This is a genomic window from Novosphingobium album (ex Hu et al. 2023) (assembly GCF_022832385.1).
Lineage (GTDB): Bacteria > Pseudomonadota > Alphaproteobacteria > Sphingomonadales > Sphingomonadaceae > Novosphingobium > Novosphingobium album.
Window position 1 is genome coordinate 17,178 of sequence record NZ_JALHLE010000012.1, and the last position, 19,582, is coordinate 36,759.

Sequence of the window (19,582 nt, forward strand, 5' to 3'; positions counted from 1 at the left end):
GTTCTGTGCCAGAATTCAGGCGCCCAAGATCAGGCAGCGCGCTGCTGGTATTCCTCAGCTTCCTTGCCGATCAGGATGTCGGCCAGGAACCAGTAGGCCTCCCCCCAGGCAGCAAGGATCTCGTCGGTCGCGGCCTCGCCCAGCACGTCGCGGATCGCGGGCAGCAGGGCTTCGGCCACGAGCGGATAGTGCTCGGCCTTCACGCCGGTGTCGCAGTGCCGCTCGACCATGCGGCGTACGGGCGCGTCGAGGTTCTGCAGCTTGTCGACATTCTCGGCATAGGCGAGGATCGCCACGGCCAGACGGCGCGGCTGCTCGCCCGACGCCTGCGCGGCCTGGTCGAACATGGCCTTCACCCCTTCATTCTGGAACAGGCGCTCGTACATGCAGGTCGTGATTGCGACGCCGTGCTCCTTCAGCGCAGGCGCCGTTGCCTTGACGATGGCGATGGTCTGTCCGGAAAGCGGTGCGGCCATGGTGTAATCCTCCCTGAAAGATGCGATTCGAATGCATCTATACGCAGATCCAAAAAGATGTAAATAGAATACATCATAAAGCACCGTACCCCGGAAGGACCCTGACTTGCGCCTGACCGCGCACACTGATTACGCCTTGCGTATCCTGCTCCACGCGGCACTGCTTGCGGACAAGGATGCGACAGCCCTGCTCTCGATCGCAGAGGTGGCAGCAGCCCACGCGATCTCGCGCAACCATGCGATGAAAGTGGTGAACCTGCTTGCCAACGCAGGCCTGCTCGAAACCGTGCGCGGGCGCGGCGGCGGGTTCCGGCTGGGCCAGCCTGCCGCGGAGATCCGGCTGGGCGACGTCGTGCGGCTGACCGAGCCGTGCCTGTCTCCCGCCGACTGCGCCAATTGCCTGCTGCGCCGGACCTGCGGACTGACCGCGATGCTCAACCGGGCGATGGGCGCATTTCTGGCCGAGCTCGACTCCCAGACGCTTGCCGACGCGGCGGCGACATCGCGCCTTCCCATGCCGGCGCCCTGATTTCTGGCACCCGTCCGGGAACTTTAGCCCTTCTCCTGCGTTAACCGTACGAGAGGAGAACCATAATGAGCATCGGAGCCGAAATTCCCTTCCGCCGCAGACGCCGTGGGCGGGACGCGACAGGCTCGCTGATCTTCGATCGCGAGCGCGAAACGCAAGTGCGTGAGCAGGCGGAGTCACGGGACGGCGAGATGCGCATCTGGGAGAACGGGCGCTTCCGCAAAGCCTGAACTCACTGCCTCTCGGGCGGCGGTACCCCCGCGTAACAAGCTTGCGCACGGGGATGCCGCCGCTTTACGTTTCCACTCTGCAACACACCCTTTGCGAAACCGTTTTACAAAGCCTCCGCAGGTGCTTGCAAAGCGCCGGAAACTCGGTTTGAAACGGCCTCCATGACCATTACGGCAGCTCTTTGCGCCGCGCCTTGTGCCGCGCCCTTCCCCCATTCCGGCTGCCGCACCCCTGGAGACCATAACAATGAATATCCGGCTCATGGCCGCTGCCGCTCCGCTCGCCGTTGCGGCATCCCTGCTTGGTGCGGGCATCTCCATGCCTGCTGAAGCCAGGACCGCGCAGGCCGCGCCCGCCTATTCCGGCCCCTTCGCGCAGGAAAGCGCGCTGCCCTTCCACGCGCCCGACTTCAGCAAGATCAAGGACAGCGACTACCAGCCCGCGATCGAGGCCGGGATCGCCGCCAAGCGCGCCGAAATGGAAGCGATCGCAAGCAACCCCGCCACGCCGACGTTCGAGAACACCGTCGTCGCCATGGAACGCGCAGGCACTCTGCTGGCACGCGTGACCGGCGTGTTCGACCAGCTGGTGAGCGCGAACACCAACGAGACGCTCGACGCCATCGACACCGCCATGTCCCCCAGGCGCGAGGCACTGAAGGACGAGATCTACCTCAACGACAAGCTCTTTGCCCGCGTGAAGGCGGTGCATGACAGCGCCGTGGGCAAGGCGCTGACCGGCGAGGACAAGATGCTGCTCGAGACGACGTATGCGACGTTCGTCCACCGCGGCGCCGAACTCGACGCCGCGCACAAGGCCGAGCTCAAGGCAATGAACCTGCGCATCGCCGCGCTCGAGACCAGGTTCTCGCAGACGCTGACCGCCGGCACCGATGCCGCCGCCGTCGTCTTCGACAGCAAGGAGCAACTCGCGGGCCTGTCCGATGCAGACATCGCCACCGCCGCCAAGCGCGCCGCCGACAAGGGGATGCCGGGCAAGTACGTGCTGGCACTGGTCAACACCACGCAGCAGCCCGCGCTTGCGCAGCTCACCAACCGCGACAGCCGCAGGAAGCTGTTCGAAGCGAGCGTCACGCGCTGCACCAGCGGCGAGAACGACACCACCGGCATCGTCAGCGAACTGGCGGTGCTGCGCGCGAAGAAGGCCAGGCTGCTCGGCCTGCCCGACTATGCGACGTTCCAGATGTACGACCGCATGGTCAGCAAGCCGGCCAAGGCGGTGGAGTTCATGAAGGGCTTCATCCCCGCGCTCGGCGCCACGCAATCGCGCGAGGAAGCGATCCTTGCCGATGCCGCCAAGGCCGACGGCGTGACCACGCTGGAGCCGTGGGACTGGGGCTTCTACGCCGAGAAGGTCCGCAAGGCGAAGTACGATCTCGACGATGCGCAGATCAAGCCCTACTTCAACGTGTGGAACACGCTGGAAAACGGCGTTTTCTATGCCGCCACGCAGACTTACGGCATCACGTTCAAGCGCCGCACGGACCTGCCCGTCTATCACCCATCGATGCGCGTCTATGAAGTCTTCGACAAGGACGGCAGCCCGCTCGCGCTGTTCTACTTCGATCCCTATGCCCGTCCCAACAAGCAGGGCGGCGCCTGGATGACGAACTTCGTCGAACAGTCCGATCTGCTGGGCGACAAGCCGGTGGTGGTCAACACGCTCAACATTACCCCGCCCGCCGAAGGACAGCCGCCGCTGGCGACGTGGGACGATGTGACCACGATGTTCCACGAATTCGGCCACGCGCTGCACGGCATGTTCGCCAGCCAGAAGTACCCCTCGCTCTCGGGCACGAACACCGCGCGCGACTTCGTGGAGTTCCCCAGCCAGTTCAACGAGAACTTCGCCACGGTCCCGGCGGTGCTGCAGCACTTCGCGAAAAACGCGGCGGGCGAGACCATCCCCGATGCGCTGATGCAGAAGATCGAGGCCGCCGCGAAGTGGAACCAGGGACTGGACTTCGGCGAAATCCTCGAAGCCGCCATGCTCGACATGAACTGGCACATGCTCGACGAGCAGCAGGCGGCACAGCGGCCGCTCGCCTTCCAGAGCAAGGCCCTGGCGGACATGGACGCCGAAGGCCTGCATACCAGCATGGTCCCGCCGCGCTACCTCACGCCCTATTTCCGGCACATCTGGAGCAACGGCTATTCGGCCGGCTACCACGCGTACATCTGGACCGAGATGCTGGCGCACGACGGCTGGGACTGGGTTGAAAAGAACGGCGGCATGACCCGCGCCAACGGCGACCACATCCGCGCCACCTTCCTCGGCCAGGGCCACAGCCAGGACTATTCGGTGATGTACCGCAACTTCACCGGGCATGACCCCGAGCTGGAACCGATGCTGGAAGCGCGCGGCCTGACCGGCGGCGAGTAAAGCTGAAGGATCCCCTCCCGCTCGCATCAAGGACGGGAGGGGATCTGCCGGTTGCGGCAGACCTCACGACACGCCCCGACAGCCTCCGCACGGGCAATCGCGTGCGGCCATATTAGCACCGTTCAGCGAAGGAGCTGCCGTTCCGGACGCCGGCATTGCGGACATTGCCGTCCCCGGATTCGTCATTCCCGCGCAGGCGGGAATCCAGTCAGCGCAGCGGTTCGGTTCTCAAAATAATGGCGAGATCACGCGGCTCAGGTTTCATTCTTCAGTCAGGCGAGAGTGTAGCCAGCAGGCGCAAACACATCCTTCACGGCAAGGTTCCTGCTGGATTCCCGCCTTCGCGGGAATGACGAAGGAGAAAAATGTCTGCCTCCCCAACTTATTCGCCGAAACGGGCCTTTCCCGATGCGCCGACGTCGCCGACATTCAGCGTGCCCGCTTTAAGCATCCGCTCCGCCTAGCGTGACATGAAGCAATCCACGGCCTCGCCGCGAATGGGCGATAGGCCAAACCCGGAAGCGGACTTGAATATCAGCGCGAAATCGCCATCAGGATCAGGATCATAAGCGAGGAAGATATCGTCGTCCTCAGCAACGATAATGACCCGTCTCGGCACCGGCTTGGATATACCTCCAGGAAAGCGCCCGTCACCATCAATCTCAGCGAGGTAAGGCTCGATCAAAGCCGCTCTCATCTCGTCTAGTTGCTGCGAAAACCATTCGGTGGGGAGTGACTCTCCGAGCTGATCCGGACGCGGGGTAGGCACGACGAAGGTTTCGATTTCCGCCACTACCTGTTGCCTGACATCGGCCAGAGAAATGCGTGCTTCCATATTCAGTAATTTTAGTGGAAGGCGCTGCGGTAGCAAGGTACGCTTCTCCCGACCTTCCCCCCGTCCAATCCCCGCAAGCAGCCTTCCACGGGTGGCCGCTCATTCACAGGCCGGTGCGCAGTTGAACTAACCCACAGACAGCGCCCGTGCGCCGGGTTCGCCCACCCAGCGCGCCGGGCAGCCCCAGACGCGCGCGACGACATCGGCGCCGAGTGCCAATTCGGGTGCGCCGTCTGCAGCGAGGCGGCCCCGGTCGAGCACGATGACCCGGTCTGCATGGTTCATCGCCATCGCCAGATCATGCAGCACCAGCACCACGCCCCGGCCCAGCTGCGCCTGTTTGCGGAAACAGGCCACCAGTGAGGCGGCATGGGCAAGGTCGAGGCTGGCCAGCGGCTCGTCAGCGAGCAGCCAGCTCGGCCCTGTCGCCAGCACGCGCGCCATCAGCGAACGCGCACGCTCCCCGCCCGACAGCTGTGAGACACGGCGATGACGGAACGCTTCGAGGTCCATCGCCGCGATCGCATCGTCGATGGCCGCCTGCGCCTCGCTGCCGGGAACGCCGTGCCAGGGCAGGCGCCCGAGCGAAACGAGCACTTCGACCGAGAGGTCCCACGCCACTTCAGGCATTTGCGGCAGATAGCCGATGGTCCGCGCGCGCACGTCCGGCCTCAGGCCCGCCATCGGCTGCCCACCCAATGCGACATGCCCGGCATCAGGCGCTAGCAGCCCGGCAAGGCTCGCCAGCAGTGTCGACTTGCCCGCGCCATTGGGGCCGCAAATTGCGGTAACCTCGCCGAGGTCCAATGTCATCGTAAGGTCCGCGAGACGGCTCTTCACGCCCAGACTCAGTGTCGCCAGCGTCATGCCAGCCCCCTTCGCATGCGCAGGAGCAACGCCAGAAAGAATGGCGCGCCCAGCAAGGACAGCGCGATGCCCAGCCGCAGTTCCCCTCCGGTGAGCGGCAGTACGCGGCACAGGCAATCGGCCACCAGCAGCAACAGCGCCCCGGCGAGCGCGCTCGGCACGATCAGCGAACTGGGGCGCCGGTCGGTCAGCGGGCGGACAAGATGCGGCACCATCAGCCCAACGAAGCCGATGATCCCCGCCACCGCCACGCCCGCCCCCACGGTCAGGCCGATCCCGGCGATCATCAGCCCCTGCAAGCGTCGCGGATCCACGCCCAGCGACCGCGCAGCCGCCTCACCCAGCGTCAGCGCGTCGAGGCTCCGACCCGCCGCCATCAGCACGCCGATGCCTGCCAAGGTGAAGGGCGTGGCCACCCAGACTTCGCGCCAGGACCGGTCGGCCAGCGTGCCCATCAGCCAGGTGACGATCTCGCTCATCGCGAACGGCGTGGGTGAAAGGCTGATGGCAAGGCTCATCAGGGCTCCGGCGAGGCTGGAGATCATCAGCCCGGCCAGCGTGAACAGCGCGATGCCGCCCTCGCGCCCGGCGATCAGCGCCAGCAGCGCCATGGCACCGCCAGCGCCGATCAGCGCAAAGACGGGCAGCAGCCACGCGGAAGCGGCATAGCCGGTCCAGAAGCTGAGCACAGCGCCCAGCGCCGCACCCGGTGCAATGCCGAAAAGGCCCGGATCGGCAAGCGGATTGCGCAGGAACCCCTGCATCGCCGCGCCCGAGGCGCCCAGCCCGGCGCCGAGCACCAGCGCCAGCGCCGCGCGCGGCAGGCGCAGCTGCATCAGGATCACCGAGGCATTGCGCGTTTCGGGTGCGAAAGGATCGATCCACACCCGCCCCGCCAGCAGCGAAAGCGGCACGGCCACGACGAGCGCAGCCAGCAGGATCAGGATGAGACGGCGGTTCATGAACCCTCCAGTCCCTTGCGCACTTCGGAGAGCCGCGCCAGCGCGCGCGGGATGGTCGGCCCGCCGCACCAGAGCAAGGCGCTGTTCAGCGGCGCGCGTTCGGTACCCTTGAGCGCCTTCAGCGCGGGATGCCGCAGCATGCGGTCTTCTTCCGATTGCGGATTGCCGACCGCGAAGATCACTTTCGGCGGATCGGCCAGCACGCGTTCGAGCGGCAGGAAGTCCGCCTGCGAGAGCCCACGTGCCGCTGCCCCGTTAGTGAAACCGGCGTGTTTGAGCAGGTCGGCGATCAGCGTCCCGTCTCCCGCGACGATGCCGCCCGATTCCCAGACGAGCGCGGGGACAGGCGCTTGCCCGGCGGGCGCTGCGGCAGCGGAGAGCGCCTGCTGCATGGCGTTCACCAGACCGGACCCGGCGTCGGGATTGCCCGTCATCCTGGCCAGTTCGCGCACTTGCGCTTCGGACTCGGCGATGTCGGCGGGCATGGCCATGGTCACTACCCGGATGCCGAGATCCTGCAGCGCCTGCCGGGTCGCCGGAGCGAGGAAGCTGCCGGCCACCACCACGTCCGGTGAAAGCGCCGCGACTTCTTCCACGGAACCCGACACGGCCCGGAAACGCCGCGCCTTGCCAAGGTCCATCGAACTCGAGGCCGGGTCATGGCTGTAGTGCGAGATGGCCAGAAGCTGCCCCGGCGCGGTCACTTCAGCCAGGATCGCATCGGTGCAGGGGTTGAGCGAGACCACGGTCGGGTGCGCGCCTGCAGGAGCGGGCGCCGCCGTCCCGCCGGTATGGGAACCGCCGCAAGCGGCGAGGCCCAGCGCGGCGAGGATGACGGCGCCGCGCATCGTCAGATCTTCACCCGGACCCCGGCATAGGCCGAGCGCCCCGGCGTGCCGTAAGTGCGGACGACCTCGTAATGCTCATCGAACAGGTTTTCCACGCGGCCATAGACCTCGATGTTGCTCGTCACGGCATAGGACGCACGCGCGCCCACGACGACATGGCCCTCCAGATAGTACGTGTTGGCCGTATCATCATAGCGCCCGCCGCCCACGCGCAGGTCGGCGCCGAGCTTCAGGCCCAGAGCCCAGCTCTTGTCGAGGCTGGCGTAGAAGTTGCTCTTGGGCCGCCGGGCAAGCTGTGCGCCGGTGTCCTCGTTGGTGGCATCGAGATAGGTATAGGCAAGGTTCACATCGAAGCCCTGCCGGTTCGCCACCTGCATGCCCAGTTCCAGCCCTTGCGCACGGGACCGGCCGACGTTGTAGTAGTTCCAGTTGGCGAAGTCGTAGTCGATCAGGTTCTTCGTCTTGCGGTCAAAATAGGTCAGCGTGAAGCGGCCGGTGCCTTCGGCAAACGGCTGCTCGATGCCCACGTCCCAGCCCTTCGAGGTTTCGGGATCGAGCGCGCGGTACCCGGCATTGGTGTAGAGCTGATAGAGCGACGGCGCCTTGAAGCCCTCACCATAGCTCGCGCGCAGGACCGGCGCTTCGTCGCCCGAGCCGATCACCCAGGCGCCGTTCGCGGCGAAGGTGGTCTTGTGGCCGAAGTCCGAATTGTCGTCATAGCGCAGGCCACCGTTGAGCGTCAGGCCGGCGAGCGGGCGCAGTGTCAGGTTGCCGTAGTAGCTGTCGATCGAGGTCGAATCCTTCGAACCGTAATTGTTGTCGAACTTCTGCTTCTCGGTCTCGGCGCCGATCAGGATCGAGGCCATCTCCACCGGCGCGAAGGACACCTGCCCTTCGAAGCGCTCGACGCGGCCATTGGTCTCATAGGGGCCCCACATGGCATCGTCCGAAATGCGGTGGGTGTCGGTCAGGCCATAGCCCACGCGCGCATTGAGGCGGTTGTCGAGGCCTGAATAGCGGAGATTGGCATAACCCAGCGCATCGCGCTTGAGGCCCACGTTCAGCGCATCGGCGCCGGTGTTGTCGTAATCGTAGTTGGCCTTGGTCCAGTAACCGCCGAGATCGGCAGAAAGGCCCGAAACCAGTGCCACTTCGGCGCGGGCATTGGCGCTCTTGCTCTCGAAGCCGTCCTTCTCCGCACCGCCAAGGCGCTCGTCGAAGGCCGAGAAGCCGTCGCCCTTCATCCAGTTGCCGCCCAGCGTCAGGCCGACCGGCCCCAGCTTGCCCATGGCCGAGGCGCTGGCCTGGCGGCGGTTGCGCCAGCCGTATTCGGCCTGCGCGCGGCCGGTCCACTGGTCAGTGGGACGCGCGGTGATGAAGTTGATGACGCCGCCGATCGCGCGGCTGCCCCACAGCACGCCCGAGGACCCGCGCACCACTTCCACGCGGTCGAACTGGCCGATGGTGAGCGAACCGAAATCGAAGCCGCCGCCGACATCGCCCGGATCGTTCACCGGCACGCCGTCGATCAGCACGAGGCTCTGGGCATTGTCGGCGCCGCGGATGAAGACGCTGGCGGGCTGGCCGAAACCGCCCGACTGCGTGAACGCCACGCCCGGCAGGCGCGCCAGCACGTCGAGCGCGGTGGTGGCCTGCGTGCGCTCGATCTCGTCGCGGGTAACAACGCTCACCGACTGGCCGACCTGGGTAACCGGGGTGGGCTCGCGGGTGGCGGTGACGACGATGGGATCGTACGCTTCATCCGCCAGTGCGGGCGTGCTCACGACAAGCGCGGTGCCGAGCAGAAACAGGTATTTCATAGATAGTCCTCCGAACCTTGAACGTTGATGCCGTTCATGGCGGAGGCGCGCGCCGATCCTTGCGGCACGCTCTCGCTGCATTCCGGTACACCCCGCCCGGCGCGGAACGACCGTCTCGGGCAGGTCTCCTGGCTCCCGGATCACTGTCCAGTCCCGCCTTCCCAGCCGTCCCGTTTAAGGGTTTGCGGCCAGTGGCATATCGGGCCTGGACTCCCCGGTCACAGTTGCGGGGGCAGCGCCGGAATCGAACCGGCTTCCCTCTTCGGCCCGGCCCCTCTTGCGAGAAACGCGGACAACCCATGACGTGGGAGCGCCGATAGAGCGGCCATCACGGCTTTGCAAGCACGGCCCGCAAACAGCCCCCTCAGCCCGGCCAAAGCGATTTCTTAAGCCATTAAGTCTATCTGCTCACCCTGTCCCGCCAAGGGACGGCGCGCAAAGCGCGGATGTGCCACTGGCAAAGGCCGGTTAGGCCCTTTTCTGCGCCCTTGCACCTGCCGCCGCGAAAGGAACCGAGTGCCCGCGACCGCCCCCTTCCCTGACCCGCTCCGGGCCGAATGGGAAGAAGCGCGTCCGCGCGATTTCGCCGCGCGGTTCGCCCGGCGCACGCAGGGGGCCGGGCGCAAGCCGGTGAAGATGCCGCGCCGCTGGACGCTGGGCGTCACCGCCCTTGCCGCGATCGCCCTGCCTGCCTTTGCCGCCCCGGGCGAATGGAACCGCTTCCAGATCGCCGACGCCGTGAAACAGGACGCAGCCGTGGCGCCGATGCCCTTCGAGCAGGCCGGCTCAAGCTTTCCCGGCTCGGCATTCTACTATCTCGAAGCGGCGCAGCCCGTGCAGCAGGTGGGCGAAGGCATCCATTCGGATGCCGATGACCCGGCAGCAGGCCCGACGCTCGGCAACGGGCCCGTGGCGCGGCCGCTCTATGCCGACAACCCGGGTGTCGACCGCACCCGTGCGCTGCAGTGCATGACGGCCGCCATCTACTACGAGGCGGCGAGCGAATCCGACGCGGGCCAGCGCGCGGTGGCGCAGGTCGTCCTCAACCGCGTCGCCCATCCTGCCTTTCCGGACACGGTCTGCGGCGTCGTCTATCAGGGGTCCGAACGGTCTACCGGATGCCAGTTCTCGTTCACCTGCGACGGCTCGCTGGCGCGCCGTCCCGTGGCGCTGTTCTGGAACCGTGCCGAAACGATTGCGCGGCAGGCGCTGGCCGGCCACGTCTATGCGACAGTCGGGCTGGCCACGCACTACCATACGGTGCAGGTGCACCCATACTGGGCGCCGAGCCTGCATTACCTGGGCACTATCGGCGAGCACCGCTTCTACAGCTTCAACGGCCCGGCCGGGAACCCCGGCTCGTTCCATTTCGCCTATTTCGGCGGTGAACCGGCCGCGCGGCCGCACGCGCGCACCAGGTTAGCCGAGCCCGACCCGGGGCTTGACCCGGTCACTCTGCAACGCGCCTTCGCCAGACCGGACCTGCCCACGCCAGCAGCGACGCCCACAGCCGCCTCGCTGGTCGCACAATCCACGCCGAACTATACCCGCGACCTGCGCGACCGCGGCGGCGATGCCGTCTACCGTGCCCGGAACCTTCCCGAAGCGCATGGCATCAAGCCGGAGTTCGCCAATACGGGCCGCTGGATCGCGCAACCCGGAAGCTGAAGACCTTAGGGTCAGGACCCATTAGTCACGCCATCGAGGCGCCCGACTGGCGAACATATCGGGCCAAATTGTCCGCCGGGAAGGCTGGTTGCCTTTCCCAGGGCGATTTGGCTCGAGATGGAAGCCATCCGGGCGTCCCGCAGGGATTTGACCAAAATGGCCCACCGCCGCGTCGAGAAGTCTTGAAATATCGACATATTCCTTTGCCTTCTCTCCTTGCGCTGAGCCATTTTGCCTCAAACCGCGATGGCGTGAATAATGGGTCCTGACCCTAACGGTTTCCGCGGCGTTAGCATTCGTAAATACCCGGATCATGGTGATGAACACGCAGGCAACCAAAGCTTCTCACCAATGTTTAGCGCCTGCCCCGTTAAAACCGGTGTCCATGCAGCTGACCCGATTCGAGGCCCCCTGAAAATGACAATCCGTTTTGCTGCTGCCTGGGGTGGAGCAACCCCGGTCATCATGCGCTCCCTGTGCCGCTCGGCACCGCTCGGTGCAGTCAACGACAATTACCGTATGCTGACCGTCCGGCGGATCAAACAGCGCCCCACCCTCGCCATCGCGCCGGTGGAGGGTGACGGAGAGATTCTGACGGCAGCGCTGCGCCATTTCGGCCGGTACGGACTCGCCGCCGCCGCGAAAGCGCGCACCGAAGCCATAGTCGCCCATGCAGCTGGCGACGTGGAAGGTCGCGACAGGTGGATCGCGATCTGCCGCCAGCTCGACCGGCGCATGGCGTCGTCCTGCGAACTCACCCTGCTTACCGAAGACGACTGAGCCACCGGGCCGGATGGCCCCACGAGCTATGGGAGCCGGTCCGGCGCGCCGTACGCCAGCCGCACGCACGATGCCCGCTGCCGCATGACGCTTGTCAGCGCCCGGAACGGATGGCAACGGCCTGCCCGGACCGAAAATCCGTGAGCCTGAAAGACGTTGCTTTCCAAAATTCACACGCATTATTGCTATTGCGAACTGTTATCAATTAAATCTTCAGTCACGGCCTCGAAATCGGTCGTTTAGCGGTTGCAATGCCCGCACGAGGGGCGTAGGGCGCGCTCTGCAACACCGGCGCCTGCCTTTAGCGGGATGAAGCAGGCCGTCTTGAAGTCCGTCAATCCCGCCACTGGGAAGGACACGAACGCATCATGGCTCGTAAGAAGATTGCCCTCATTGGCGCCGGTAACATCGGCGGCACTCTCGCGCACCTCGCCGCGCAGAAGGAACTGGGCGACATCGTCCTGTTCGACATCATGGACGGCGTTCCGCAGGGCAAGGCGCTCGACCTGTCGCAGTGCGGCCCGGTCGAAGGCTTCGACGCCAAGATCACCGGCACCAGCGACTATGCCGACATCGCGGGCGCGGACGTCGTGATCGTCACCGCCGGCGTGCCACGCAAGCCGGGCATGAGCCGCGACGACCTGCTGGGCATCAACCTCAAGGTCATGAAGGCCGTCGGCGAAGGCATCAAGAACAACTGCCCCGACGCGTTCGTCATCTGCATCACCAACCCGCTCGACGCGATGGTCTGGGCGCTGCGCGAATTCTCCGGCCTGCCCCACAGCAAGGTCGTCGGCATGGCCGGCGTGCTCGACTCGGCCCGCTTCTCGACCTTCCTCGCCTGGGAATTCGGCGTCTCGGTGCGCGACGTGACTTCGTTCGTGCTCGGCGGCCACGGCGACACCATGGTGCCGGTGGTCGAATACTCGACCGTCAAGGGCATCCCCGTTCCCGACCTCATCAAGATGGGTCGCACCACGCAGGAGCGTATCGACGAAATCGTCAAGCGCACCGCCAACGGCGGCGGCGAAGTCGTCGCCCTGCTCAAGACCGGTTCGGCTTTCTATGCTCCGGCGGCTTCGGCGATCTCGATGGCCGAATCGTACCTCGGCGACCAGAAGCGCATCCTGCCCTGCGCTGCCTACCTCGAAGGCCAGTACGGCGTTGACGGCCTTTACGTCGGCGTGCCGGTCATGATCGGCAAGGACGGCGTCGAGCAGATCATCGAGATCGAACTGAACGAGAAGGCCAAGGCCGGCCTTCAGGTCTCGATCGACGCGGTCAAGGAACTGCTGGTTGCCTGCAAGGGCATCGACGGCGACCTGGCCTGACATTTCCGCAATCGGTCCCGCGATACCGGCCTGTTCCTATGGCCAGTGTCGCGGGCACAAAATAACTACTTGGTACCTCCCCGGCCCTCACCGGCTGCTTCCAGGCTCAGGAACAGGAATAACCAATGTCCATTCTCGTCGACAAGAATACCAAAGTCATCACGCAGGGCATGACCGGCAAGACCGGCAGCTTCCATACCGAAACCGCTCTCGCTTATGGCACCAAGATGGTTGGCGGCGTGACCCCCGGCCGTGGCGGCACCGAGCACCTCGGCCTGCCCCAGTTCGATACCGTGCATGAAGCCAAGGCCGCGACCGGCGCCACCGCTTCGTGCGTCTACGTGCCGCCCGCAGGTGCCGCCGACGCCATCCTCGAAGCCATCGATGCGCAGATGGAACTGATCATCTGCATCACCGAAGGCATCCCCGTGCTCGACATGATCCCGGTGAAGCGCGCGCTGACCGGTTCGAAGTCGCGCCTGATCGGCCCGAACTGCCCCGGCGTGCTGACGCCGAACGAGTGCAAGATCGGCATCATGCCCGGCAACATCTTCTCCAAGGGTTCGGTCGGCGTCGTCTCGCGCTCGGGCACGCTCACCTATGAAGCCGTGTTCCAGACCACCAACGCCGGCCTCGGCCAGACCACCGCGGTCGGCATCGGCGGCGACCCGGTCAACGGCACCAACTTCATCGACGTGCTCGAACTCTTCCTCGCCGACGACGAGACCAAGTCGATCATCATGATCGGCGAAATCGGCGGCTCGGCCGAAGAAGAAGCCGCGCAGTTCCTCAAGGACGAAGCCAAGCGCGGGCGCAAGAAGCCGATGGCCGGCTTCATCGCGGGCCGCACGGCGCCTCCGGGCCGCCGCATGGGCCACGCCGGTGCGATCGTCTCGGGCGGCCAGGGCGGCGCCGAAGACAAGATCGCGGCAATGGAAGAAGCGGGCATCCGCGTCAGCCCTTCGCCGTCGCTGCTCGGCGAAACGCTGCTGCAGGCGCTCAAGGAAACCGTCTGATTTCCTTCGGTCGGGGCGCGGATTTAGGGAAAACACCCGATCCGCGCCTCACCGGACAATAACCATAAGGCGCAAAGACGCCGTATAACAACATCGTGGACTGACTGCCTCCCTCCGGGAACCGGCCAGCCCGAAACTAGATTGCTCGATAGCGGCGGACTACCGCCGCGCGAAAGGTGCTCCCTATGGGCAACGAGAATATGGATTTCACGCCCGACGTCGATCTCGACGAGACGCAACCCGGCCCCAGCTGGCAGCGCGCCAATTGGCCCCGCGTAGGCGCGGAGTTCGAGGACGACTGGACCCAGGGTCTGGACCCCACGGCCCTCAGGGTGCAGCTCGAAAAAGCTGCCGCCAAGGGCGGGGCCAAAGTCGACCAGGCCCGTCTAGACGAAGCGGCGGCCGACGCCATCCGCGCAATGATGCTGATCCGCACATATCGTGTCCGCGGTCACCTTGCAGCAGATCTCGACCCGCTCGGCCTCAACCAGCGCCAGCTCCCCGCTGATCTCACACCCGAGTACCATGGCTTCACCGGCGCCGCGCAGGACCGCCCGGTCTATGTCGGCGGCAATCTCGGCCTTGAATGGACGACCGTGCGCGAGCTCGTGCAGATCCTGCGCGCGAACTACTGCGGCAAGGTCGGCCTGGAATACATGCATATCGCCGATGTCGAGGAACGCCGCTTCCTGCAGGAACGCATGGAAGGCGCCGACAAGGAGATCGAGTTCACCCCCGAAGGCAAGAAGGCGATCCTTCAGGCCGTCGTGCGCGGCGAGCAGTACGAGAAGTTCCTCGGCAAGAAGTACGTCGGCACCAAGCGTTTCGGCCTCGACGGCGGTGAATCGATGATCCCGGCGCTCGAAGCCGTGATCAAGTACGGCGGCCAGCTCGGCGTGCGCGAGATCGTCTACGGCATGGCCCACCGCGGCCGCCTCAACGTGCTCGCAAACGTGATGGCCAAGCCCTACAAGGTGATCTTCCACGAATTCTCGGGCGGCACTGCCAACCCCGAGGACGTGGGCGGATCGGGCGACGTCAAGTATCACCTCGGCACCTCCACCGACCGTGAGTTCAACGGCATCAAGGTCCACATGAGCCTGATGCCCAACCCCAGCCACCTCGAAACCGTGAACCCGGTGGTGCTCGGCAAGGTCCGCGCCTACCAGACGATCCACGACGATATCGGCGACGACATCGGCCCCGGCGCCAGGCACAAGACGATCCTGCCCGTGCTGATCCACGGCGACGCCGCTTTCGCCGGTCAGGGTGTGGTGTGGGAGTGCTTCGGCCTTTCGGGCGTGGCCGGTTACAACACCGGCGGCTGCCTGCACTTCGTCATCAACAACCAGATCGGCTTCACCACCTCGCCGGCCTTCGCGCGCAACTCGCCCTACCCGACCGACGTCGCCAAGGGTGTCCAGGCGCCGATCCTGCACGTCAACGGGGACGATCCGGCCGCGGTGACCTTCGCCTGCAAGCTGGCGATCGACTACCGCGAGACCTTTGGCCGCGACGTCGTGATCGACATGTGGTGCTACCGCCGCTTCGGCCATAACGAAGGTGACGAGCCCAGCTTCACCCAGCCGCTGATGTACGCGCAGATCCGCAAGCATCCGCCGGTGAGCAAGATCTACGCCGAAAAGCTCAAGGCCGAAGGCGTGATCGACGATGCGTTCCTCGCCGAGACCGAGGCTGCGTTCAACGATCACCTCGAAGAGCAGTTCGAGGCAGCCAAGACCTACAAGTCGAACCATGCCGACTGGTTCGGCGGCCAGTGGAGCGGCTTCCACAAGCCGGCCGACGCCGAAACCGCGCGCCGCAACGTGCACACCGGCATCGAGGCCAAGCTGTTCGAAAGCCTCGGCCGCGTGCTCACCACCGTTCCCGATGACCTGACCGTCCACAAGACGCTCAATCGCGTGATCGATGCCAAGCGCGAAATGTTCACCACCGGTGAAGGCTTCGACTGGGCGACCGCTGAAGCGCTGGCGTTCGGTTCGCTGTGCTCGGAAGGCTACGGCGTGCGCCTGTCCGGCCAGGACTGCGAACGCGGCACCTTCTCGCAGCGCCACGCGGTCTGGGTCGACCAGAAGACCGAGCGCAAGTACACCCCGCTGACGACGCTGCCGCACGGCCGCTTCGAAGTGCTGAACTCCACGCTGTCCGAATATGGCGTGCTGGGCTTCGAATACGGCTATGCCAGCGCCGACCCCAAGACCATGGTCCTGTGGGAAGCCCAGTTCGGTGACTTCGCCAACGGCGCGCAGATCATCATCGACCAGTACGTCGCCGCATCCGAAGCCAAGTGGCTGCGCGCCAACGGCCTCGTGATGCTGCTGCCGCACGGCTACGAAGGCCAGGGTCCTGAGCACTCCTCCGCGCGCCTGGAACGCTTCCTGCAGCTGTGCGCCAGCGACAACATCCAGGTGTGCAACATCACCACGCCGTCGAACTACTTCCACGTTCTGCGCCGTCAGATGCACCGTCCGTTCCGCAAGCCGATGGTCATCATGACTCCCAAGTCGCTGCTGCGCCATCCGATGGCCAAGTCGCAGGCTTCGGACTTCGTCGGCGAAGGGCACTTCTTCCGCATCCTGTCGGACATCAAGCCCGCCGCCGACAAGGACACCAAGAAGGTCATCCTGTGCTCGGGCAAGGTCGCCTACGACCTGTTCGAAGCGCGCGACCAGAACGAGATTGACGACACGCAGATCATCCGCCTCGAGCAGCTCTATCCCTTCCCTGGCGAGCCGCTGGCCCTGCGCCTCTCGCGCATGACCAACCTCGAGGAAATCGTCTGGTGCCAGGAAGAGCCGCGCAACAACGGTGCCTGGTTCTTCGTCGAATCGCTGATCGAGGAAGCCGCCAAGGAAGCCGGCGTGAAGAACCCGCGTCCGCGCTACGCCGGCCGCAACGCCTCGGCCTCGCCGGCCACCGGCCTCGCCAAGCGCCACGCCGCCGAACAGGCCGCGCTGGTTGCCGACGCGCTCCACCTTTCCGTCCGTGACGAACTACGACGCAAGCAGAAGGCTTGAGATAAACCATGTCCACCGAAGTCAAGGTCCCCACCCTCGGCGAATCCGTCTCCGAGGCTACCATTGGCCAGTGGCTCAAGCAGCCCGGCGAAGCTGTCGCCGCTGACGAGCCCATCGCCAGCCTCGAGACCGACAAGGTCGCCATCGACGTCATGGCGCCCCACGCCGGTGTCATGGGCCAGCAGCTCGCCGCCGAAGGTGACACCGTCGTCGTCGGCGCGTTGATCGCCACCATCGAAGCGGGCTCGGGTGCCGCCGCGGCCCCCAAGACCGCCGCGCCCAAGGCGGAAACGCCTGCCCCGGCAGCTGCCGCTCCGGCTCCGGCCGCCGAGGAAGCCACTGGCGCTGCCGTGCTCTCGCCCGCGGTGCGCCGCGCGGTGCTCGAATACGGCATCGATCCGGCCACCATCAAGGGCACCGGCAAGGACGGCCGCATCACCAAGGATGACGTGATCGCCGCCGCCAAAAACAAGCCCGCTTCGGCGCCCGCCGCCGCTGCACCTGCCGCGGCCCCGGCCTCGGCCCGCAATGAAGAGCGCGTGAAGATGACGCGCCTGCGCCAGACCATCGCCAAGCGCCTCAAGAGCGCGCAGGACAACGCGGCGCTGCTCACCACCTTCAACGATGTCGACATGTCGGCCGTCATCGAAGCGCGTGAGAAGTACAAGGACGTGTTCCAGAAGAAGCACGGCATCAAGCTCGGCTTCATGAGCTTCTTCGCCAAGGCTTCGGTCCTCGCGCTCAAGGACATCCCGGCAGTCAACGCGCAGATCGACGGCGACGAGATCGTCTATCACGACTACGTCGACATCTCGATCGCGGTCTCGGCCCCGAACGGCCTCGTCGTCCCGGTCGTCAAGGACTGCGACAAGCTGGGCTTCGCGGGCATCGAGAAGGCCATCGCCGACTTCGGCAAGAAGGCCAAGGACGGCACGCTGACCATGGAAGACATGAAGGGCGGCACCTTCACGATCTCCAATGGCGGCGTGTTCGGCGGCCTGATGTCGACCCCGATCATCAACCCGCCGCAGTCGGCCGTGCTCGGCCTGCACCGCATCGAGGACCGTCCGGTCGTCCGCAACGGCGAGATCGTGATCAAGCCGATGATGTACATTGCGCTTTCCTACGACCACCGCCTGATCGACGGTCGCGAGGCTGTGACCGCGCTCAAGACCATCAAGGAAGCGATCGAGGATCCGACGCGCCTGCTGATCGATCTTTGAAGTTCCCATGCCGTGCGGCATCCTTCGACAAGCTCAGGATGAGCGGACGTTGCGCGGCATTCTATTGAAGTAAGCACAATTCCCGCTCAGGCTGAGCTTGTCGAAGCCCAGGCGCGACGGAGGCCTCATATGGCTGATTACGATTACGACGTCCTTGTCATTGGTGCCGGCCCCGGCGGTTATGTCGGCGCGATCCGCGCCGCGCAGCTGGGCCTGAAGACCGCCTGCGCCGAAGGGCGCGAGACGCTGGGCGGCACCTGCCTCAACGTGGGCTGCATCCCCTCGAAGGCGCTCCTCCACGCTTCGGAATACTTCGAGGCAGCCAAGGGCGGCGCGATGGCCAAGATGGGCATCAAGGTCACCCCCGAGCTCGACCTCGACGTGATGCAGGGCCAGCGCAAGGACGCGGTCTCGGGCCTGACCGGCGGCATTGAGTTCCTGTTCAAGAAGAACAAGGTCGACTGGCTGAAGGGCTATGCCCAGTTCAAGGATGCCCACACCGTCGAAGTGGCGGGCAAGACCTACACTGCCAAGAACGTGGTGATCGCCACCGGTTCCTCGGTCACCCCCCTGCCCGGCGTCGAGATCGACAATGCCAAGGGCGTGGTCGTGGACAGCACCGGCGCGCTGGAACTCTCGGCTGTGCCGAAGAAGATGGTCGTCATCGGCGGCGGCGTGATCGGGCTGGAACTCGGCTCGGTCTGGCGCCGTCTGGGCGCGGAAGTCACCGTCGTCGAATTCCTCGACCAGCTCCTGCCCGGCATGGACATGGACGTGCGCAAGGAAGCGTCCAAGATCTTCAAGAAGCAGGGCATGACGCTCAAGCTCTCGACCAAGGTCACCGGCGTCGAAGTGAAGGGCAAGAAGGCCAAGGTGACGGTCGAGCCGTCCAAGGGCGGTGATGCCGAGGTGCTGGATGCCGATGTCGTGCTCGTCGCGATCGGCCGCCGTCCCAATGTCGACGGCCTCGGCCTCGACAAGATCGGCCTCGAACTCAACCAGCGCGGCCAGATCGAGACCGACCATGACTTCGCCACCAAGGTGGACGGCGTCTGGGCGATCGGCGACGTGATCCCCGGCCCGATGCTGGCGCACAAGGCCGAGGACGAAGGTCTTGCCGTGGCCGAGAATATCGCTGGCCTCACCGGCATCGTGAACCACGACGTGATCCCGGGCGTGGTCTATACCCAGCCCGAAATCGCCGGCGTGGGCCTGACCGAGGAAGCCGCCAAGGAGCGCGGTGCAGTGAAGGTCGGCAAGTTCCCGATGCTCGCCAACTCGCGCGCCAAGACCAACCACGAGCCCGACGGCTTCGTGAAGGTGATCGCCGACGCCGAAACCGACCGCGTGCTCGGCGTGTGGTGCATCGCCTCGGTCGCCGGCACGATGATCGCCCAGGCCGCACAGGCCATGGAATTCGGCGCCACCAGCGAGGACATCGCCTACACCTGCCACGCCCACCCGACGCACTCGGAGGCGATCAAGGAAGCGGCGATGGCCGTGACCGGCAAGCCGATCCACATCTGATACTTGCTATGCTTCGACAAGCTCAGCA

The 19,582-nt window shown here is 65.4% G+C and carries 16 protein-coding genes and 1 riboswitch; of the genes, 10 read left to right on the top strand and 6 right to left on the bottom strand.

Going from position 1 to position 19,582, the window contains the following annotated elements; all coding sequences use genetic code 11:
- Positions 1–29: 29 nt before the first annotated feature.
- Positions 30–476 (bottom strand): globin domain-containing protein, encoded by a 447-nt coding sequence (locus MTR64_RS09905; protein WP_243993323.1) that lies wholly within the window; start codon positions 474–476, stop codon positions 30–32.
- Between the two features lie 106 nt (positions 477–582).
- Here MTR64_RS09905 and MTR64_RS09910 point away from each other — a divergent pair, with 106 nt between their 5' ends.
- The 3 genes from MTR64_RS09910 to MTR64_RS09920 all read left to right on the top strand — a co-directional run bounded on the left by MTR64_RS09910 (position 583) and on the right by MTR64_RS09920 (position 3,639).
- Complete coding sequence (locus MTR64_RS09910; protein WP_243993324.1) at positions 583–1,005, top strand: Rrf2 family transcriptional regulator; 423 nt, start codon at positions 583–585, stop codon at positions 1,003–1,005.
- 65 nt (positions 1,006–1,070) lie between these two features.
- Positions 1,071–1,235 carry a hypothetical protein gene (locus MTR64_RS09915; protein ID WP_243993326.1) on the top strand — a complete coding sequence of 55 codons (165 nt, stop codon included), beginning with the start codon at positions 1,071–1,073 and terminating at the stop codon, positions 1,233–1,235.
- A gap of 247 nt (positions 1,236–1,482) precedes the next feature.
- On the top strand, positions 1,483–3,639 hold the full coding sequence (locus tag MTR64_RS09920) for a M3 family metallopeptidase (protein ID WP_243993328.1): 2,157 nt from the start codon (positions 1,483–1,485) through the stop codon (positions 3,637–3,639).
- 460 nt (positions 3,640–4,099) lie between these two features.
- Here MTR64_RS09920 and MTR64_RS09925 read toward each other — a convergent pair whose 3' ends face one another.
- The 5 genes from MTR64_RS09925 to MTR64_RS09945 form a co-directional block, all read right to left on the bottom strand.
- Positions 4,100–4,474 carry a hypothetical protein gene (locus MTR64_RS09925; RefSeq protein ID WP_243993330.1) on the bottom strand — a complete coding sequence of 125 codons (375 nt, stop codon included), beginning with the start codon at positions 4,472–4,474 and terminating at the stop codon, positions 4,100–4,102.
- 126 nt (positions 4,475–4,600) lie between these two features.
- Positions 4,601–5,341 carry an ABC transporter ATP-binding protein gene (locus MTR64_RS09930; RefSeq protein ID WP_243993332.1) on the bottom strand — a complete coding sequence of 247 codons (741 nt, stop codon included), beginning with the start codon at positions 5,339–5,341 and terminating at the stop codon, positions 4,601–4,603.
- Positions 5,338–6,303 (bottom strand): FecCD family ABC transporter permease, encoded by a 966-nt coding sequence (locus tag MTR64_RS09935; RefSeq protein ID WP_243993334.1) that lies wholly within the window; start codon positions 6,301–6,303, stop codon positions 5,338–5,340. The genes MTR64_RS09930 and MTR64_RS09935 overlap by 4 nt, the downstream gene beginning before the upstream one ends.
- A complete protein-coding gene (locus MTR64_RS09940; protein ID WP_243993336.1) occupies positions 6,300–7,151 on the bottom strand; it encodes a helical backbone metal receptor in 852 nt (283 codons plus the stop codon). Before MTR64_RS09940 ends, MTR64_RS09935 begins: the two co-directional genes overlap by 4 nt.
- 2 nt (positions 7,152–7,153) lie before the next feature.
- Positions 7,154–8,971, bottom strand: a complete 1,818-nt coding sequence (locus tag MTR64_RS09945) for a TonB-dependent receptor plug domain-containing protein (protein ID WP_243993338.1) — start codon at positions 8,969–8,971, stop codon at positions 7,154–7,156.
- Positions 8,972–9,071: 100 nt separating this feature from the next.
- A riboswitch (cobalamin riboswitch) is annotated at positions 9,072–9,287 on the bottom strand.
- 200 nt (positions 9,288–9,487) lie between these two features.
- On the opposite strand from MTR64_RS09945, the gene MTR64_RS09950 reads away from it, so the two are divergent.
- The 7 genes from MTR64_RS09950 (at position 9,488) to lpdA (ending at position 19,554) form a co-directional block, all read left to right on the top strand.
- Positions 9,488–10,639 (top strand): cell wall hydrolase, encoded by a 1,152-nt coding sequence (locus MTR64_RS09950; RefSeq protein ID WP_243993340.1) that lies wholly within the window; start codon positions 9,488–9,490, stop codon positions 10,637–10,639.
- A 465-nt stretch (positions 10,640–11,104) separates the two neighbouring features.
- Complete coding sequence (locus tag MTR64_RS09955) at positions 11,105–11,419, top strand: hypothetical protein (protein WP_243993342.1); 315 nt, start codon at positions 11,105–11,107, stop codon at positions 11,417–11,419.
- 368 nt (positions 11,420–11,787) lie between these two features.
- Positions 11,788–12,750, top strand: a complete 963-nt coding sequence (gene mdh, locus MTR64_RS09960; protein ID WP_243993345.1) for a malate dehydrogenase — start codon at positions 11,788–11,790, stop codon at positions 12,748–12,750.
- 125 nt (positions 12,751–12,875) lie between these two features.
- Complete coding sequence (sucD, locus tag MTR64_RS09965) at positions 12,876–13,766, top strand: succinate--CoA ligase subunit alpha (RefSeq protein ID WP_243993347.1); 891 nt, start codon at positions 12,876–12,878, stop codon at positions 13,764–13,766.
- A gap of 185 nt (positions 13,767–13,951) precedes the next feature.
- A complete protein-coding gene (locus tag MTR64_RS09970; RefSeq protein ID WP_243993349.1) occupies positions 13,952–16,804 on the top strand; it encodes a 2-oxoglutarate dehydrogenase E1 component in 2,853 nt (950 codons plus the stop codon).
- 8 nt (positions 16,805–16,812) lie between these two features.
- Positions 16,813–18,027 carry a 2-oxoglutarate dehydrogenase complex dihydrolipoyllysine-residue succinyltransferase gene (odhB, locus tag MTR64_RS09975; protein WP_243993351.1) on the top strand — a complete coding sequence of 405 codons (1,215 nt, stop codon included), beginning with the start codon at positions 16,813–16,815 and terminating at the stop codon, positions 18,025–18,027.
- 129 nt (positions 18,028–18,156) lie between these two features.
- Entirely contained in the window at positions 18,157–19,554 is a 1,398-nt protein-coding gene (gene lpdA, locus MTR64_RS09980) for a dihydrolipoyl dehydrogenase (protein ID WP_243993353.1), read from the top strand.
- Positions 19,555–19,582 lie beyond the last annotated feature (28 nt).

Bases quoted from the DNA above. Each gene is read 5' to 3' on its own strand.
- mdh (WP_243993345.1), top strand. From the start codon at position 11,788: ATGGCTCGTAAGAAGATTGCCCTCATTGGCGCCGGTAACATCGGCGGC.
- MTR64_RS09915 (WP_243993326.1), top strand. From the start codon at position 1,071: ATGAGCATCGGAGCCGAAATTCCCTTCCGCCGCAGACGCCGTGGGCGG.
- sucD (WP_243993347.1), top strand. From the start codon at position 12,876: ATGTCCATTCTCGTCGACAAGAATACCAAAGTCATCACGCAGGGCATG.
- MTR64_RS09925 (WP_243993330.1), bottom strand. From the start codon at position 4,474: ATGGAAGCACGCATTTCTCTGGCCGATGTCAGGCAACAGGTAGTGGCG.
- MTR64_RS09935 (WP_243993334.1), bottom strand. From the start codon at position 6,303: ATGAACCGCCGTCTCATCCTGATCCTGCTGGCTGCGCTCGTCGTGGCC.
- MTR64_RS09905 (WP_243993323.1), bottom strand. From the start codon at position 476: ATGGCCGCACCGCTTTCCGGACAGACCATCGCCATCGTCAAGGCAACG.
- lpdA (WP_243993353.1), top strand. From the start codon at position 18,157: ATGGCTGATTACGATTACGACGTCCTTGTCATTGGTGCCGGCCCCGGC.
- MTR64_RS09970 (WP_243993349.1), top strand. From the start codon at position 13,952: ATGGGCAACGAGAATATGGATTTCACGCCCGACGTCGATCTCGACGAG.
- MTR64_RS09945 (WP_243993338.1), bottom strand. From the start codon at position 8,971: ATGAAATACCTGTTTCTGCTCGGCACCGCGCTTGTCGTGAGCACGCCC.
- MTR64_RS09955 (WP_243993342.1), top strand. From the start codon at position 11,105: ATGCGCTCCCTGTGCCGCTCGGCACCGCTCGGTGCAGTCAACGACAAT.
- odhB (WP_243993351.1), top strand. From the start codon at position 16,813: ATGTCCACCGAAGTCAAGGTCCCCACCCTCGGCGAATCCGTCTCCGAG.
- MTR64_RS09940 (WP_243993336.1), bottom strand. From the start codon at position 7,151: ATGCGCGGCGCCGTCATCCTCGCCGCGCTGGGCCTCGCCGCTTGCGGC.
- MTR64_RS09930 (WP_243993332.1), bottom strand. From the start codon at position 5,341: ATGACGCTGGCGACACTGAGTCTGGGCGTGAAGAGCCGTCTCGCGGAC.
- MTR64_RS09920 (WP_243993328.1), top strand. From the start codon at position 1,483: ATGAATATCCGGCTCATGGCCGCTGCCGCTCCGCTCGCCGTTGCGGCA.